Raw genomic sequence first — 16789 nt, 5'->3', positions numbered from 1 at the left:
TTATGAGCGCAACGTTTTCCCCCGGCACCTTCCGCCCGGCACCCAAACGAGCGAGTGCGGGCGCCATCATCCTTGCCCAAGGCGGCATGGAGGCCAAGCTCATGCTGCGCCACGGGGAGCAACAATTGCTCAGCATCATTATCCCGCTCGCCATCCTGATTGGGACCGCCCGCCTGGAATCATCCACCGGGCATGGGCTGCACGAGGTCTTTCCCATGGTGCTCGCGGTGGCGGCAACCTCGGCTGGTTTTACCGGGCAAGCCATCTCCCTCGCCTTTGACCGCCGCTACGGGGCCTTAAAGCGCACCGGCGCCTCCGGCGTACCGGCGTGGGCGATCATCGGCGGCAAGATTATCGGCGTGCTGACGATGGTGGTATTCCAGATTCTCGTGCTCGGTGCCACGGCCTTTGCCTTGGGCCTGCGCATCAGTGCGCCCGGCATCCTGCTCATGATCGTCTCGCTCATTTTCGGCGTCGCCGCCTTTACCGCCATGGGTTTGGTGCTTGGCGGCACCCTTAGCTCTGAGGCCGTACTCGCGCTGGCGAACCTCATTTGGTTTATCCTGCTGGCGATCGTCGGCTGGGCCCTGTACTCCCAGGGCTTGGGCGATAATGGCCTGCTCAACATCGTGCCCACCGTGGCACTAGCGGGCGCGCTTGCCGATGCCTCCAATTCCACCTTTCCTGGCATCGAACTCATTTCCTTGACCGCGTGGCTAGCGGTGGCGTCGTATGCGGCCGTTCGTTGGTTCCGTTTCGACGGCTAAATGTGAGTTATACCCAGTTCCCCGCGAAACAGAGCCAAAGGTTTCGGCTCGCTACACACCCCCTAGTAAGATGCACCTTGTGAATTACTGGACCAGAACTAAACGCTTTTTTAAAGAAGCCGTCCCTACCGTGGAGCAACAGCGCCTCATCGCGCTGATCCTGATCTTCTGCCAAGGCGGCATCACCGTATCTGGTTCCATCGTCCGCGTCACCGGTTCCGGTCTGGGTTGCCCCACCTGGCCCCAATGCCAGCCTGGTTCCTTGGTGCCGGTAGAAGGCGCCGCGCCGGCAATCCACCAAATCATTGAATTTGGTAACCGCCTACTCACCTTCGTCGATTCCGCCGCAGCAGGCGCGGCAGTCATCGCCATGTATATGGCGTGCCGCCGGCCTGAGCTCAGGGTCTATGCATGGCTCAACGTGGCAGGCATCGTCCTGCAGGCCGTCATCGGCGGCATCTCCGTGCACCTGGATCTGCGCTGGTGGTCCGTGGCGCTTCACTTCCTGCCCTCCATGGTGCTCGTGTGGCTTGCCTGCATGCTGTACGCCCGCATCAAGGAACCCGATGATGGCACCGCCCAGCCGCGCTTCCCACAAGCTATTCGCATCATCGCCGTCATCGCGACCATCGCCCTCTCGATCGTCCTGATCACCGGCACCATGGTGACCGGTTCCGGCGTGCATTCCGGCGACTCCGGAGTGGGAATGGAAGGCCGCTTGGATGTGGATACCGAGTCCATGGCCATCGCCCACGCCATGTGCATGTACGTCTACCTCATCTTTACCGCCATCACCGTCTTCCTGTTGTACAAGCACCGCGCGCCGCAGGAGACCAAGAAGGCCGGGTGGGTCCTTATCGTCTGCATCCTCATCCAGTGGGCCGTGGGCGTCTTGCAGTTCTACCTGGGCGTGCCGCGGTGGACGGTCCCCTTCCACATAGGTATGTCCGCCGTGGTCACCGGCTTTACCGCCCTGCTCTGGGCACACGGGCGCCACCGCGTCGGTGGCACGCCAGACCTCATCTCGGGCTCTCCCGCCGGCGACGATAAATACGCCGTTCGCCAGCAATCATTAAATGAGGAACGCGCCGCCGTCTAGGATTTAGACAGCACAATTTTTCTGCAGCTACTGCGCTTTGTGGGATAGCATGGCCTTATGCATGCTATCCAGATCACAGAAACGGGCGGGCCGGAAGTCCTGCGCTACGCCGAGGTTCCTGCGCCCACGCCTAGTGAGGACGAAGTCTTAGTTGATGTCACCGTGGCGGGCGTGAACTATATCGATACCTACTACCGCGAGGGTATCTATAACGCCCAGACGCCTTTTATCCCTGGCTTTGAGGGAACGGGGCGCGTTGTCCACGATCCCAAGGGGGAAATTGCGGAAGGCTCCCTAGTGGCATGGCACCACGCCTTTGGTTCCTATGCCGAGCAGGTCTGCGTCCCCCGGAACGGCCTTGTCGCTGTACCGGATGATTTCCCCACCGAGATCGCTGCCTCGATGCTGCTGCAAGGCATGACCGCACACTTCCTGTCCCACGGCGTCTATGAGCTGGGCGAAGGCGCTACCTGCCTTATTACCGCTGGTGCGGGTGGTGTGGGCCAACTGTTGACCCAAATGGCGTCCTCTTTGGGGGCAACGGTCTATACGGTTGTCTCCACCGATGAAAAGGAAGAGATCTCGTATAAGTGCGGCGCCGACCATGTCTTTCGCTACAGCGATGGTTTGGGCGAGCAGGTTCGTCGGTTTAATGGCGGCCGCGGCGTCGATGTGGTCTATGACGGCGTGGGGCAAGCCACCTTCTTCGAATCGCTCGAGGCCGTTCGCCCGCGCGGCACCGTCGCACTCTTTGGTGCTGCCTCCGGCCCGGTCGAGCCCATCGATCCTCAGCTGCTTAATAAGCACGGCTCGATTTTCTTAACGCGACCTTCACTTGGAGCGTGGACGGCGCAAGAGGGCGAATTCCAGATGCGCGCGCAAGCGGTGGTCCAGGCCGTGATGGATGGAGACCTCAAGTTCAACGTTTCGGCCTCCTACCCCTTAGAAGATGCAGCACAGGCCCACCGCGACCTACAATCGCGCAGCACCACCGGTTCCATTGTCCTGCGGGTAAAACAGGACTAGGGTACAAAAAGCGCGGGCCACAAAGGCTCGCGCTTGAACGTGCTACTGGGTTCTAGAACAGGGTGGAGGACCAACCGAGCATCCGGCCAATTGGTTCCCAGCCTATGACGGCATCGATGGACAGGCCGATAAAGAGTACCGACAGGTAGTTATTTGAATAGATAAACAGGCGCATGGGTTTTACCTTTGCGCCTTTCTTTACGCCTTGATGCAGGCGAATGGATAGCCACAAAAAGACCGCACCGGAAGTTACGGCGGCGATAAGGTAAATCCACGATGCCGCGGGAACGATCAACAGCGTGACGATGACGGTGCCGATGGAATACCACACGATTTGTCGCGTTACCTCTTGCTCCGTCGCCACGACCGGCAACATCGGGACGCCGGCCTTGCGGTAATCTTCCTTATACTTCATGGCCAAGGCCCACGTATGTGGCGGAGTCCAGAAAAAGATAATGAGGAATAGGACTATTGCCTGCCACCAGCGGTCGGGCTCGCCTGCTGGCGCGTTATCACGAATCACGGCCCAGCCCACCATGGCCGGCATACATCCTGCTAAACCGCCCCACACGATGTTTTGGGCATTGCGCATCTTCAAAAACTTGGTGTAGACGAAGACGTAAAAGAAGTTCGTGAGGATGACGAAGAACGCCGCCAACCAAGAATTTGCGAGGATTCCCAGCCAGAGCACCGAAACCACGAGCATGATCCAAGCAAAGATCGCCGCGTTCCGCTTAGAAATCGTGGCGCGCACTAGTGGCCGCGCGCGGGTGCGTTGCATCTTTTGGTCAATTTCATAATCGACCACATTATTAAAGGTATGGGCAGCAGCAGCGCCCATCCAACCGCCGAAAATGGTGGAAATGATGAGCCAGATATTTTCAGAAACCGCCTCAACGCCCCGTTGTGCTTGGAGCATCGCCGGAATTGCGGCCACGAGGAGGAGTTCAATAATCCTCGGCTTCGTTAGCGCAAAATAGGCCTTGATGGTCTCCAAGGAATTCCTCCACTATCTGAACAGACGTTAATCTACAGCACACACGCTACACAGCGCGGTATGCCCACGGTGTAGTGGTCGCACACCCCGGCACAAAAGTTCCGGAGAATTAATTCACACTATGGCTTACATTTAAAATGCGCTACACATGGATCGTATCAATGCAGCGGAAATGCAGAGAGTAACTAATGCTATGCCGTACACCGCTTAGCCATGCCAGCTTACCGGTTACCCGCAGCTTTCAATAATTCCGCACCACCATCAAAAAAGTAACTAGACTGTGTGGAGTTCAGTAATTAACGCCTAGAGTTAAGCGAGGCCTTATACCGTGTCGAAAGATAATTTGTCCCCAGACCTGCAAGCTATGGTCGAGCGCCGTTATCCGGACGACTGGACAGACACCGATACTCGCGCGGTCGACACTGTGCGCGTGCTTGCTGCCGATGCCGTCCAAAACTGCGGCTCCGGGCACCCCGGCACGGCGATGTCACTGGCTCCCCTCGCCTATACGCTCTACCAGCGCGTTATCAACCATGATCCCAATGATGTGAATTGGGCTGGGCGCGACCGCTTCGTGCTGTCTGTCGGCCACTCGTCCCTGACCCTCTACATCCAGCTCTTCTTGGGTGGATTCGGTTTGGAGATGAAAGATCTCGAGCAGCTGCGCACCTGGGGTTCCCTTACCCCTGGTCACCCTGAGGTGCACCACACCGATGGCGTGGAGATCACCACCGGCCCGCTCGGCCAGGGTCTGGCATCTTCGGTAGGTATGGCGATGGCTGCCCGCAAGGAGCGCGGCCTCTTCGATCCTGAGGCACCGGTCGGCCAATCCCCCTTTGATCACTACGTCTACACCATTGCCTCCGACGGCGACCTGCAGGAAGGCGTTACCGCTGAGGCATCGTCTTTGGCTGGCACCCAGAAGCTGGGTAACCTGATTGTCTTCTGGGATGACAACCGGATTTCCATTGAGGATGACACCAATATCGCCTTCAATGAGGACGTCGCTGCGCGCTATGAGGCATACGACTGGCACGTCCAGACCGTTGAATCCGGCGAGGACGTCGTTGCCATTGAAGAGGCAGTGCGCAATGCACAGCAGGAAACGGAGCGCCCCTCCTTCATCCGCGTGAAGACGGTCATTGGCTACCCTGCCCCGACCAAGATGAACACCGGGGGCGTGCACGGCGCAGCGCTTGGCGATGACGAAGTTGCCGCCACCAAGGAAGTGCTCGGCTTCGACCCGGAAAAGACCTTCCACATCGATGATGAGGTCTTGGCGCACACCCGCAAGCTGCGCGAGCGCGGCGCCAAAAAGCACGCGCAGTGGCAAGAAGAGTTCGACGCGTGGGCGGCGGACAACGCCGAGAATAAGGCGCTGTTTGACCGCATGAGCGCCCGCGAATTGCCGGAGAACTTCGATGCCGAGCTCCCCGTATGGGAGCCAGGGGATGCGATCGCCACCCGTAAGGCCTCTGAGGCGACCATCCAGGCGCTGGCCGCCGCCTTGCCGGAAATGTGGGGCGGATCGGCCGACCTGGCGGGGTCCAATAACACCGTGATTAAGGGCGCGGATTCCTTCGGCCCTGAAAACATCACCACCAATAAGTGGTCCGCGCAGCCTTATGGCCGCAACCTTCACTTTGGCATCCGCGAGCACGCGATGTCCGCCATCATGAACGGCATCGCCCTCCACGGAAATACCCGCGTATATGGCGGTACCTTCCTGATCTTCTCCGAGTATCAGTACCCGGCCGTGCGCCTCGGCTCGCTGATGTCTACCGATACCTACTACGTGTGGACGCACGATTCCATTGGCTTGGGCGAAGACGGCCCTACCCACCAGCCGGTAGAAACCCTGTCGGCCTTGCGCGCCATTCCGAACCTGTCTGTAATCCGACCTGCCGATGCCAATGAAACCGCACAGGCCTGGGCCGCAGCGATGGAATACAAGGCAGCCCCGAAGGGACTTGCGCTTAGCCGCCAGAACCTCCCTATTTTGGAAGGCACCAAGGAAAAGGCACGCGATGGCGTTCGCCGCGGCGCCTACACCTTGGTCGAAGGCTCCAAGGACGAGCCCGATGTTATCTTGCTGGCCACTGGCTCGGAGGTACAGCTCGCGGTGGAGGCAGCCAACCAGCTCGAAAGCGAAGGCACGGCAGCCCGCGTGGTATCGGCGCCGTGCTTGGAGTGGTTCGACGAGCAGGACGCAGAATACCGCGAATCGGTCCTGCCCAGCAGCGTGAGGGCCCGCGTTTCCGTCGAAGCCGGCCTCGCTCAGTCCTGGCACAAGTACACCGGTACTTTCGGCCGCAACGTCTCCCTAGAGCACTACGGGGCCTCCGCTCCCGGCGACGAGCTCTTCGAAAAGTTTGGCTTTACCTCTGCTGCGGTTGCCGATGCTGCACGCGAAAGCATCGCCGAAGCCCAAAGCTAAGCCCACCTCACCGACGCTAAAAGGAATGACTATGAACAACATTTCTGAACTTGCCCAATTGGGCACCTCCACGTGGCTCGATGATCTCTCGCGCCAGCGCTTGGAATCTGGAAACTTGAAGGAGATTATTTCCTCCAAGTCCATCGTGGGTGTGACCACCAACCCGGCTATCTTTGCCACCGCCATGACCAGCGGCACGGCCTATGACGAAGACCTGGCAGCCTTGAAGGAGAAGAACGCTTCGGCCGATGAAGCCGTCTACTCCCTGGCAATTACGGACGTACAAAACGCCTGTGACCTTTTTGCCGATATTTATGCCGAGTCCGACGGCCAGGATGGCCGCGTATCCATCGAGGTGGATCCTCGCATCTCCGACGATGCCGCGGCAACACTCAAGCAGGCCCGCGAACTGTGGGACCAAGTGGACCGCCCCAATGCGATGATCAAGATCCCGGCTACCAAGGGCTCCCTCCCCGCTATCGAGGATGCCTTGGCAGAGGGAATCAGCGTCAACGTCACCCTGATCTTCTCGGTCTCCCGCTACCGCGAGGTCATCGCCGCATTCCAGGCTGGGCTCAAGCGCGCAGCCGAGGGTGGCAAGGACGTCACCAAGATTCACTCGGTCGCATCGTTCTTCGTCTCCCGCCTGGATACGGAAGTGGATAAGCGCTTGGAAGCTATCGGTTCCGATGAGGCCCTGTCCTTGCGAGGCAAGGCCGGTGTCGCTAACGCGCAGCGTGCCTACGCCCTCTTCCAGGAAGAATTGCTCGGTGACAACAACGGCCTCCCAGAAGGCGCGCCCATTCAGCGCCCGCTGTGGGCTTCTACCGGCGTGAAGAACCCTGACTACCCAGCAACGCTGTACGTGACCGAGCTGGCTGGCCCGCACACGGTAAATACCATGCCGGAAAAGACCATTGATGCGGTCCTGCAGGAGGGTGGTTTCCACGGCGATACCCTCTCCATTGCCGGCGAAGAAGCCGAGAAGGTCTTCTCCCAGCTCGAATCGGTGGGCATTGACCTAGAAGATGTCTTTGCAGTCCTGGAGCGCGAGGGCGTCGATAAGTTCGTCGCCGCGTGGAATGACCTCCTTGATTCCCTCAAACAACAACTCGCGTAAACTACGACCGTGGTCCTAGCCCCGCCGGATAGCCGGCGGGGCATTATCCCGCCACTAGTTGAAAGACTACTTAGCTTTTCCCTCCAGGAAGGATAATCCGTGACGGACTCAGCCGCTTGGGTCAATCCCTTGCGTAATGCCGCCGATAAACGATTGCCACGCATCGCGGGCCCCGCGGGCATGGTCATCTTTGGTGTGACCGGCGATTTAGCTTTCAAAAAGCTCCTGCCGGCCATCTATGACCTTGCCAGCCGCGGTCTCTTGCCCGCTGGCTTCACGCTCGTCGGCTATGGCCGCAGGGACTGGGATAACGCGGACTTCTGCGATTATTTCCGCAGCGCGGTAGAAGTCGGCGCCCGCACTGACTTTAACCACGACGTGTGGGAGCACTTATCCCAAGGAATCGAGTTCGTGCAAGGTTCCTTTGATGATGAGGGCTTTGACAGGCTTTCTGCGCGGTTGGCCGAGCTGGATAAGGCCCGCGGTACGGGAAGCAATTGGGCATACTACCTTTCGGTGCCGCCAGAGTTCTTCTCCGATATCTGCCACCAGTTGGAACGCGTGGGCATGGCCAATTCCATGGAGGACTCGTGGCGCCGAGTGATCATCGAAAAGCCCTTTGGCCACGACCAGGAATCCGCGCGCGAGCTCAATGAGATCGTCAACGCGGTCTTCCCAGAATCGGCCGTCTTCCGCATCGATCACTACCTGGGCAAAGAGACCGTGCAAAACATTATGGCGCTGCGGTTTGCCAACCAGATTTTTGAGCCGATGTGGAACGCGCACTATATCGACCACGTGCAAATCACCATGGCCGAAGATATTGGGCTTGGCGGTCGCGCTGGCTATTATGACGGAATCGGTGCGGCCCGAGACGTCATTCAGAACCACCTGCTGCAGCTGCTCGCCCTCGTGGCAATGGAAGAGCCTTCTTCCTTCGAGCCGGAGGCGCTGCGCGCTGAAAAGGTCAAGGTGCTGCGCGCTACGCAGCCGGTCCATCCGCTCAATAAAACCACCGCCCGTGGTCAGTACACCGCCGGCTGGCAGGGCTCGGAATACGTGAAGGGCTTGCGCGAGGAGGAGGGCTTCGATCCCGCCTCCACCACAGAGACCTATGCGGCGTGCACGTTGGAGGTCAATTCGCGGCGTTGGGGAGGCGTGCCTTTCTACCTGCGCACGGGCAAGCGGCTGGGGCGTCGCGTCACCGAGATCGCCCTAGTCTTCAAGGCCGCGCCGAACCAGCCTTTTGTCGATGGCGAAACCGATGCCCTTGGCCAAAACGCCGTGGTTATCCGCGTTCAGCCCGATGAGGGCGTGACCATGCGCTTTGGCTCAAAGGTGCCTGGTTCCACCATGGAAGTCCGCGATGTAAACATGGACTTCGCCTACGCCGAGGCATTCACCGAGGAATCTCCCGAGGCCTATGAGCGCCTCATCTTGGATGCCCTCCTCGATGAATCATCGCTGTTCCCCACCAATGAAGAAGTCGAACTATCGTGGTCGATTTTGGATCCGATCATCGATTACTGGTCCAAGCATGGTGAGCCCGAAGATTATAAGGCGGGCACATGGGGGCCCACCTCAGCCGATAAGATGCTGCGCCGCCGGGGTCACTCCTGGCGCCGCCCGTAGAAGGGATGTAGTCAATGATTATTCCATTGCCTAATACCACCACTGGTGAAATTGCCAAGAAGCTTGTCGATGCCCAGGAGCACTACACCCGCACCACGGGCCGCGTGCTCACCTTAATCGTGGAGGCACAAGAAGGCGACGATCTGGAACAAATTCTTGCCTCTGTGCGCGATGCCTCTCATGAGCACCCCTCCCGCGTGCTCGTCGTGGTCCCCGGTGACCCGAATTCTGATACCCAGCTCGATGCCCAGCTCCGCGTCGGTGGCGAAGCCGGTGCCTCCGAGACCGTCGTCATGCAATTGCACGGGGCACTCGCGGATCAAGCCGAGTCCGTGCTCACCCCGCTCTTGCTGCCGGATACCCCACTGGTCGCATGGTGGCCCAACGTGTGCCCCCAGGTGCCGTCAAAAAGCCCCGTGGGCAAATTGGCCCAGCGGCGCATCACCAATGTGGCCCATAAAGGTACCGTGGGCGAGCAGGATCTGCGCGCGCTTTCTGATGGCTACTCCCCCGGCGATTCCGATATGTCCTGGGCCTCCATCACGCTGTGGCGCGGGGTCGTCGCATCGGCGCTCGATCACCATCCCCATGAAAAGGTGCTATCGGTAGAGGTCGCCGGCCCTGCCGGGCATCCGGCGCCTAACTTCGCGGCGGGTTGGTTGCTTGACCGCCTCAGCGTCCCAGTACAGCGCACGGCCGAGGAAGCAAATAATGACTATTTCCCGGTTACCCACCTGCGCTTTAACCGGGAATCGACCCACGTAGATGTGGATGTCGTCGATGAGCGCACTGTGCGAGTGCGCGTACCGGGTACCCCAGACTCGCTAGTCAGTTTGAGCCCGCGCACGCAAACCGAAATCCTCTCTGAGGAATTGCGACACCTCGATGCCGATAAAACTTATGCCCAGGCACTACGTGCTCTGGGAGAAGTAGACTACAGTAAGCTTTAACAGCGCACTTGTTTATACCGATTCTTTGCAAAGGATTCTGATACCGAATGGTAACGCTTCACCGCGTCAGCGATGTAGATGACCTTATTTCCCAAGCCGCACTCAAATTTATTGAGACCATCGCCGGAATTCAGGCTGGCAACGGTGGCATCCATGGTGACGGCGTAGCAAGAATCGTACTAACGGGTGGGGGCGCAGGAATCGGACTGCTGCACGAGCTTGCGCGCCTTGACTTTTCCGCCCAACAGCAAGGTGAAAACTACCCTGCCCTGCGTATCGATTGGTCCCGCGTGCACATCTTCTTTGGCGATGAGCGCAATGTTCCGGTCAGCGACCCAGATTCCAACGAAGGTCAAGCGCGTTCCGCGCTGCTCGATCACGTCGATATTCCAGATCAGAATATCCACGGATTCGACCTCGGTGCGGTCTCCATGGAAGCTGCCGCCAGTGCTTACGAGCCGGAGCTGAAAGACTTCGCACCTTTAGGCTTCGATCTACACCTTTTGGGCATGGGCGCAGAAGGCCACATTAACTCCCTGTTCCCCCACTCTCCTGCCATCCGTGAGCAGGAAGAACTCGCGGTACCGGTACACGATTCTCCCAAGCCACCCAGCGAGCGCATTACCCTCACGTTGCCGGCGGTCAATAGGTCCGAGCGCGTCTGGCTCTTGGTTGCCGGGGAGGAAAAGGCCGCTGCTGCAAAGAGCATCGTTGACGGCGTCGACGCTGAGGAGTGCCCAGCGGCCGGTGCGCAAGGGACGAAGGAGACGATCCTCTTCCTTGCTGACGATGCCGCGCAGGAACTTTAAAAACAGCGCCGCCCTTCCTGCTTAACGCACAAAGCGCCGGTACCTCAGCCCCACCCTTTCTCTGCGAAAGGACACGGGATGAAGTACCGGCGCTGTTGTTTGGCCGGGTCCTAGGCCGCGAAGGCCTGGATGAGGTTTAGGCCAACGATGCAGGCCAACCAGATAATCACCATGACGATGGTATAGCGGTCCAAATTCTTTTCCACCACGGTCGAACCGGACAGGTTCGATTGCACACCGCCGCCGAAAAGGCTAGACAGGCCGCCGCCTTTGCCCTTGTGTAAAAGCACAAAGATGGACATCAAAATAGCTGAAATTAGCAAAATGATTTCCAGTGCTAAGACCATGAGGTTCTTCCTTTTCTCAACGTGCGCCCAGTGGCACCTTCGATGTACTACCGAAAGTCACGCTTGCCACCGGCGCGAAGTACTTACCTGCTTTGCCTACGCAAAGCAATCACAAGGGCCTACTGTACACCATGCCGCGGGCGGGGCTCACCCCAACCCGCGGCATACAGTCACCCTGTGATGGTTGTTAACGCATGTTAACTAACGGCATTAGCTGCATTGGCGGCTAGCTTGGCGAAGTCCTCTCCTACCAAGGAAGCACCACCGATGAGGCCGCCGTCTACGTCCGGCTTGCTGACGATATCCGCAACGGAGTCAACCTTTACGGAACCGCCGTACAGGATGCGAATACCTTCGGCAACTTCGTCGCCCGCGAGTTCCTTGACCAAGCCACGGATGGCGGCGCACACTTCCTGCGCGTCATCCGCGGAGGCAACCTTGCCGGTGCCGATGGCCCACACGGGTTCGTAGGCGATAACCGTCTTGGATAGCTGCTCGGCGCTAAGTCCCTGCAGGGAATCGCGGGTTTGGTTCACCACGTAGTCAACGTGGGTGCCGGCCTCGCGCACGTCGAGTGGTTCGCCCACGCAGACGATGGGGCTGATGCCATTTTCCAAGGCCGCTGTGGCCTTTTCAGCGACCAGCTGGTCGGTTTCGCCGTGGTATTCGCGGCGCTCGGAGTGGCCAACGACTGCCCAGCTGCATCCCAGTTTGTTCAGCATCTGGCCGGATACCTCGCCGGTGTAGGCACCAGACTCGTGCTTGGAGATGTCCTGCGCACCGTAGGTGATCTTCAGCTTATCGCCCTCAACGAGCGTCTGAATCGTGCGGATATCGGTAAATGGAACCATGTAGGCTACATCTACCTTATCGTAGTAATCCTCCGGCAGGGAGAATGCGAACTTTTGAACGGAGCCGATGGCCTCAATGTGATCGAGGTTCATCTTCCAGTTGCCAGCAATAAGTGGTGTACGTGCCATAATTAGCCCTTTCTTTATACGCCTGTATTTAGCTGTTTAGGCGGTTTATGCTTCGAGCACGGAAACGCCCGGCAGCTCCTTGCCCTCGAGGTATTCGAGGGACGCGCCGCCGCCGGTGGAGATGTGGCTGAAGCCATCCTCATCGAGGCCCAGGGTGCGCACAGAGGCTGCGGAGTCGCCGCCGCCGACGACGGAGAAGGAACCGTTAGAGAAGGTGGCATCGATAATCGCCTGCGCTACTCCAGCGGTGCCCTTGGAGAAGGCTTCCATTTCGAATACGCCCATGGGGCCGTTCCAGAATACGGTCTTGGAGTCTGCCAGTACGTCGGCAAATTTCTCGATGGTCTTCGGTCCGATGTCCAGGGACATCCAGCCCTCAGGAATGCCATCGAGCTCAACGACCTTGGTCTCAGCATCGGCGGCGAACTCGCTGGCGGCGGTAAGATCAACGGGAAGGACGATCTTGTCGCCAAAGCGCTCCAGCAGGCTCTTGCAGTTTTCGATCTGGTCCTCTTGCAGCAAGGACTCCTGAACGTTGTAACCCTTGGCTGCCAGCAGGGTGTAGCACATGCCGCCGCCGATGATGATCTTATCGGCCTTTCCAGCAAGTGCTTCGATAACGCCAAGCTTGTCAGAGACCTTTGCGCCACCCAGTACAACGACGTATGGGTGCGCCGGATCCTTTGCCACGGTGGACAATACGTCCAATTCCTTTTCCACCAGCTTGCCGGCGTAGGCGGGCAGGCGCTTGGCGACGTCATATACCGAGGTCTGCGCGCGGTGCACAACGCCGAAGCCATCGGAGACGAACGCGCCATTATCAGCAGCCAGGGCGACGAGCTCGTCGGCGAATTCGCCGCGCTCTGCCTCATCCTTAGAGGTTTCGCGAGGATCGAAGCGGACATTTTCTACCAGCATGACATCGCCGCTGTTTAGCCCGTTTGCGCGCTCGTGGGCGTCTTCGCCTGTGACGTCGTTGGCCAAGGCAACGTACTGATCTAGGGCCTCGGACAACGCTTCTGCGACAGGAGCCAGGGAGTACTTGGAATTTACCTCACCCTTGGGGCGGCCGAGGTGGGCGGAAAGGATGACCTTCGCGCCGCCATCGACAAGAGCCTGAATCGTGGGAAGAGATGCGGTGATGCGGCCGGGGTCGGTGATATTTCCGTCATCATCCAGCGGCACGTTGAAGTCAGAACGAACCAGAATGTGGCGGTCCTCTACGCCTTCTTCTAGCAGGTTATCTAGGGTCTTAAAAGCCATGTGTTACTCCTTTTAAAGTGGATTCTGCAGTTAAGGTTGCTACATAAAATGATACCGGCCACAACGTCGTGCCGTCAGGGCGTTCGTTGTGGCCGGTATCGCATTAAGGGCTGCTCTGTATTAGAACTTTAGAGCTTTTCTGCAACCAAGTTGGTCATGCGGACGAGCTGGGAGGTGTAACCCCACTCGTTGTCGTACCAACCCAGAACCTTGACCAAGTTGCCGTTGGAGACCTTGGTCATGCCGGCATCGAAGATGCAGCCGTGCGGGGAGGTTACGATGTCAGTGGAAACTAGGGGATCCTCGGTGTATGCGAGGGTGTCCTTCAGCTCGCCTTCAGCTGCCTCCTTCAGTGCCGCGTTGATTTCCTCAACGGTGACGTCGCGGGAAGCGGTGAAGGTCAGGTCAGTTGCGGAACCGGTGATGACCGGAACGCGCATTGCGTAACCGTCCAGCTTGCCTTCCAGCTCAGGCAGGACCAGGGACACGGCCTTTGCTGCACCGGTGGAGGTAGGCACCAAGTTGACGGCTGCGGCGCGGGCGCGACGCAGGTCCTTGTGAGGAGCGTCCTGCAGACGCTGGTCACCGGTATAAGCGTGAACGGTGGTCATCAGGCCCTTTTCCACACCGAACTTGTCATTCAAGACCTTGGCCATAGGGGCCAGGCAGTTGGTGGTGCAGGAAGCTGCGGAAATAACGTTGTGGTTAGCAGGGTCGTAGGTGTCGGAGTTAACACCGTAGACGAAGGTTGCGTCAACTTCCTTACCAGGGGCGGAAATGATGACCTTCTTGGCGCCGGCCTCAATGTGAGCCTTTGCGTCGTTACCGTTGGTGAACAGGCCGGTGGACTCGATAACGAGGTCCACGTCCAGCTCGCCCCACTTCAGGTTCTTCGGGTCCTTCTCGTTGAAGACCTGGATGCGGTTGCCATTGACGGTGATGGAGTCATCGTCGTAGGTAATCTCGCCGTCGAAGCGACCCAGTACGGAGTCGTACTTCAACAGGTTAGAGAGAGTTTGGTTATCGGTCAGGTCGTTGACGGCAACGATCTCAAGGTCGCTGTCGGTCCGGTTAACTGCGTGGAAGAAGTTACGACCAATGCGGCCAAAGCCGTTAATGCCTACGCGGGTAGTCACTGTAAATCTCCTCAAAGAGTCGAGTAAATATTTCTATGGGCCTACCGCGGGTCCTTCGAGTACTTTACTGCTCTGGGTGAGTAAGGTGCCCGAGGCTTTGCCCAACAACCGCAATACTACAGAGCCTTCATGACGCGTGCAGTGGCCTTCAATACTGGGCGCGCAGCATCTGAAAGATTTCCGTTCTAGGCGTATAATCTTCCCGAGTATTTTTGTTTCTCCCAAATATACCGGCTGTTCAAGCCCGTTTAGGTGGATTCATGTGGGCTTTACACCGTTAATGTGTGATATATCACAGCACGAAATATTTCCAAACTTGCTCGCACACTTGTCACAAGAAACGGAGTGCTATAAATTACTTGACCCAAATCACACAGCATTCTTTATGACGCGATATGCTTGCGCTAACTCACTGTGTTCCAGGTAGCACTCGGGCATTCGCTGGGCGCTAATCTCTCTCCTGAAACGCGTGGGCAACAAATTTAAGTCCCCAGCAGACCGAATGCGCCTGCGATAGTACCCCCGTTAGAATCGAGGATACTCAATGTTTGAGATAAATACCTCTGTTGTGGGAGACAGTCTTGGGCTCACTGCGCTCGTGGCGATTCTCCCCCTCGTGGCTTTCTTCATTATGTTGATGGGCTTTAAAGCCCGTGCACATACTTCAGGAGCCGTCGCCCTTGCGACCTCCATCATCCTTGCCATAGTCGCCTTTGCGATGCCCGTGGATATGGCACTGTCCTCCGCGGTCCGCGGTGGACTCTTCGGCCTCTTGCCCATTGTCTGGGTTATCATTACCGCGATTTGGTTCTACGAGATCACGGTCACCTCGGGCCGTTTCGAGGATTTGCGCAAGACCTTCGACCTCTTAGGCGATGGCGATATCCGCATCCAGTCGATGCTCATCGCGTTCTGCTTCGGTGGCCTCCTTGAAGCCCTTGCGGGTTTCGGCGCCCCCGTTGCCATTACCGCCACGATGATTATGGCGCTCGGCGTCAAGCCACTGCGCGCTGCGACGGTGGTTCTTATTGCCAATACCGCCCCAGTCGCATTCGGTGCGGTTGGTATTCCGGTCACCACCGCCGGTGAGGTCGGCGGGCGTACCGCCGAGCAAACCCAAGATATCGCCGGCCTTATTGCCCTGCAGGTCTTGGTCATTGCCGCGATTGTTCCATTCCTCATCGCATTCATCCTGGACGGCATGCGCGGTGTGAAGGAAACAGCGCCCGCCGCCGCAGTCATCGGTATTTCCTTCGCCGGCGCGCAGTGGCTTACCGCCACCTTCTTCGCCTACCAGCTCACCAACGTTATTGCCTGCATCGTGTCCCTGGGTGCTGCTTTCATCTTCCTCCGCATGTGGAAGCCACGGGGTGTTACCCAGCTGCGCGAGCGTATGGAGCTACCTGCCGCAGAAACCGCGACCGACCTCAACGGCCGCCGCATCTGGATGGCGCTGCTGCCCTACGCCGTCGTTACCGCAGTATTTGCCGTTGCCACCGCAGCACCAGCGATCTTCGGATTCTGGAAGCTGAAGTTCGCGTGGCCACTGCTTGATGGCACCGTCATCGGCACTAACGGTGAGGCCATGGACACCAGCTTTAGCTTCAATGTCTTTGGCAACCCAGGTACCCTGCTCTTGCTCTCCGGCATCATTGTGGCCATCGTTTACCACTTCTGGAACGAAAATGGCCGCTACAAGCTCAGCTTCTCCCAACCCGTGCAGGCCTTCGGTGAAGTTGCCAACCGCATGAAATTCTCTGGGCTGACCATCGTTCTGGTCCTCGCTTTGGCCTACACGATGAACTACTCGGGTCAGACCATCGCCATCGGTGAATTCGTCTCCTCCGCAGGCTCCATCTTCGCGCTCTTCGCACCCGTGCTGGGCTGGATTGGTACCGCGGTGACCGGCTCCGATACCTCTGCGAACGCGCTCTTTGGCAACCTGCAGGTTGCGGCCGCCGACCGCATTGGTGTGAACCCTGACCTCATGCTGGCTGCCAATACCGCCGGTGGTGTTGTGGGTAAGATGATTTCGCCACAATCACTGGCCATCGCGGCAACCGCCGTATCCATGGAAGGCAAGGAATCTGTCATCCTGAAAAACGTCGTTGGCTACTCCATCGCGTTCCTGGCCGTCGTCTGTGTCATCGTCTTCTTGATGACCAACGTCCTGGGCTTCTTGGTCCCATAAAACGCAAGCCACCACTGGCTATAAGCGCCTCAGCC

At 58.4% G+C, this 16789-nt stretch carries 14 protein-coding genes; 9 read left to right on the top strand and 5 right to left on the bottom strand.

Going from position 1 to position 16789, the window contains the following annotated elements; translation table 11 throughout:
- Window positions 1-2 precede the first annotated feature (2 nt).
- The 3 genes from ABRP95_RS00455 (at window position 3) to ABRP95_RS00445 (ending at window position 2892) form a co-directional block, all read left to right on the top strand.
- A complete protein-coding gene (locus ABRP95_RS00455) occupies window positions 3-767 on the top strand; it encodes an ABC transporter permease (protein WP_005283056.1) in 765 nt (254 codons plus the stop codon).
- Window positions 768-837: 70 nt separating this feature from the next.
- Window positions 838-1866 carry a COX15/CtaA family protein gene (locus tag ABRP95_RS00450; RefSeq protein ID WP_284808763.1) on the top strand — a complete coding sequence of 343 codons (1029 nt, stop codon included), beginning with the start codon at window positions 838-840 and terminating at the stop codon, window positions 1864-1866.
- A gap of 57 nt (window positions 1867-1923) precedes the next feature.
- The gene (locus tag ABRP95_RS00445; protein ID WP_349838759.1) at window positions 1924-2892 is read left to right on the top strand and encodes a quinone oxidoreductase family protein; all 969 of its coding nucleotides are present in this window, start codon (window positions 1924-1926) and stop codon (window positions 2890-2892) included.
- A 52-nt stretch (window positions 2893-2944) separates the two neighbouring features.
- Here the strand turns inward: ABRP95_RS00445 and ABRP95_RS00440 are convergent, their stop codons facing one another.
- Window positions 2945-3889: a heme o synthase gene (locus ABRP95_RS00440; RefSeq protein WP_284781974.1), complete on the bottom strand. Its 945-nt coding sequence runs from the start codon at window positions 3887-3889 to the stop codon at window positions 2945-2947.
- A 364-nt stretch (window positions 3890-4253) separates the two neighbouring features.
- Here ABRP95_RS00440 and tkt point away from each other — a divergent pair, with 364 nt between their 5' ends.
- From tkt to pgl, 5 genes are all read left to right on the top strand, one after another.
- Window positions 4254-6326 (top strand): transketolase, encoded by a 2073-nt coding sequence (gene tkt, locus ABRP95_RS00435; RefSeq protein WP_349838794.1) that lies wholly within the window; start codon window positions 4254-4256, stop codon window positions 6324-6326.
- 31 nt (window positions 6327-6357) lie between these two features.
- Window positions 6358-7446 (top strand): transaldolase, encoded by a 1089-nt coding sequence (tal, locus tag ABRP95_RS00430; protein WP_349838758.1) that lies wholly within the window; start codon window positions 6358-6360, stop codon window positions 7444-7446.
- 99 nt (window positions 7447-7545) lie between these two features.
- A complete protein-coding gene (gene zwf / locus ABRP95_RS00425; RefSeq protein ID WP_349838757.1) occupies window positions 7546-9078 on the top strand; it encodes a glucose-6-phosphate dehydrogenase in 1533 nt (510 codons plus the stop codon).
- Window positions 9079-9092: 14 nt separating this feature from the next.
- Window positions 9093-10028, top strand: coding sequence for a glucose-6-phosphate dehydrogenase assembly protein OpcA (locus ABRP95_RS00420; protein ID WP_284784115.1), 936 nt, complete (start codon window positions 9093-9095; stop codon window positions 10026-10028).
- A gap of 47 nt (window positions 10029-10075) precedes the next feature.
- On the top strand, window positions 10076-10837 hold the full coding sequence (gene pgl / locus ABRP95_RS00415) for a 6-phosphogluconolactonase (protein ID WP_349838756.1): 762 nt from the start codon (window positions 10076-10078) through the stop codon (window positions 10835-10837).
- A gap of 110 nt (window positions 10838-10947) precedes the next feature.
- Here the strand turns inward: pgl and secG are convergent, their stop codons facing one another.
- From secG to gap, 4 genes are all read right to left on the bottom strand, one after another.
- Entirely contained in the window at window positions 10948-11184 is a 237-nt protein-coding gene (gene secG / locus ABRP95_RS00410; RefSeq protein WP_284769768.1) for a preprotein translocase subunit SecG, read from the bottom strand.
- Between the two features lie 197 nt (window positions 11185-11381).
- Window positions 11382-12164: a triose-phosphate isomerase gene (gene tpiA / locus ABRP95_RS00405; RefSeq protein ID WP_284851683.1), complete on the bottom strand. Its 783-nt coding sequence runs from the start codon at window positions 12162-12164 to the stop codon at window positions 11382-11384.
- A gap of 45 nt (window positions 12165-12209) precedes the next feature.
- Window positions 12210-13427: a phosphoglycerate kinase gene (locus ABRP95_RS00400; RefSeq protein ID WP_349838755.1), complete on the bottom strand. Its 1218-nt coding sequence runs from the start codon at window positions 13425-13427 to the stop codon at window positions 12210-12212.
- Window positions 13428-13555: 128 nt separating this feature from the next.
- Window positions 13556-14563, bottom strand: a complete 1008-nt coding sequence (gene gap / locus ABRP95_RS00395) for a type I glyceraldehyde-3-phosphate dehydrogenase (RefSeq protein WP_284849923.1) — start codon at window positions 14561-14563, stop codon at window positions 13556-13558.
- A gap of 544 nt (window positions 14564-15107) precedes the next feature.
- Between gap and ABRP95_RS00390 the strand changes: the two genes are divergently transcribed.
- On the top strand, window positions 15108-16754 hold the full coding sequence (locus ABRP95_RS00390) for an L-lactate permease (protein WP_349838754.1): 1647 nt from the start codon (window positions 15108-15110) through the stop codon (window positions 16752-16754).
- Window positions 16755-16789 lie beyond the last annotated feature (35 nt).

Source organism: Corynebacterium sp. KPL2895, from assembly GCF_040225815.1.
Taxonomy (GTDB): Bacteria; Actinomycetota; Actinomycetes; order Mycobacteriales; family Mycobacteriaceae; genus Corynebacterium; species Corynebacterium rhinophilum.
This window is presented reverse-complemented; position numbering and strand designations above follow the sequence as displayed.

Coding starts and splice junctions, on each gene's coding strand:
- ABRP95_RS00455 (WP_005283056.1), top strand. CDS start 3: ATGAGCGCAACGTTTTCCCCCGGCACCTTCCGCCCGGCACCCAAACGA.
- ABRP95_RS00450 (WP_284808763.1), top strand. CDS start 838: ATGCACCTTGTGAATTACTGGACCAGAACTAAACGCTTTTTTAAAGAA.
- ABRP95_RS00445 (WP_349838759.1), top strand. CDS start 1,924: ATGCATGCTATCCAGATCACAGAAACGGGCGGGCCGGAAGTCCTGCGC.
- tkt (WP_349838794.1), top strand. CDS start 4,254: ATGGTCGAGCGCCGTTATCCGGACGACTGGACAGACACCGATACTCGC.
- tal (WP_349838758.1), top strand. CDS start 6,358: ATGAACAACATTTCTGAACTTGCCCAATTGGGCACCTCCACGTGGCTC.
- ABRP95_RS00420 (WP_284784115.1), top strand. CDS start 9,093: ATGATTATTCCATTGCCTAATACCACCACTGGTGAAATTGCCAAGAAG.
- pgl (WP_349838756.1), top strand. CDS start 10,076: ATGGTAACGCTTCACCGCGTCAGCGATGTAGATGACCTTATTTCCCAA.
- secG (WP_284769768.1), bottom strand. CDS start 11,184: ATGGTCTTAGCACTGGAAATCATTTTGCTAATTTCAGCTATTTTGATG.
- tpiA (WP_284851683.1), bottom strand. CDS start 12,164: ATGGCACGTACACCACTTATTGCTGGCAACTGGAAGATGAACCTCGAT.
- ABRP95_RS00400 (WP_349838755.1), bottom strand. CDS start 13,427: ATGGCTTTTAAGACCCTAGATAACCTGCTAGAAGAAGGCGTAGAGGAC.
- ABRP95_RS00390 (WP_349838754.1), top strand. CDS start 15,108: ATGTTTGAGATAAATACCTCTGTTGTGGGAGACAGTCTTGGGCTCACT.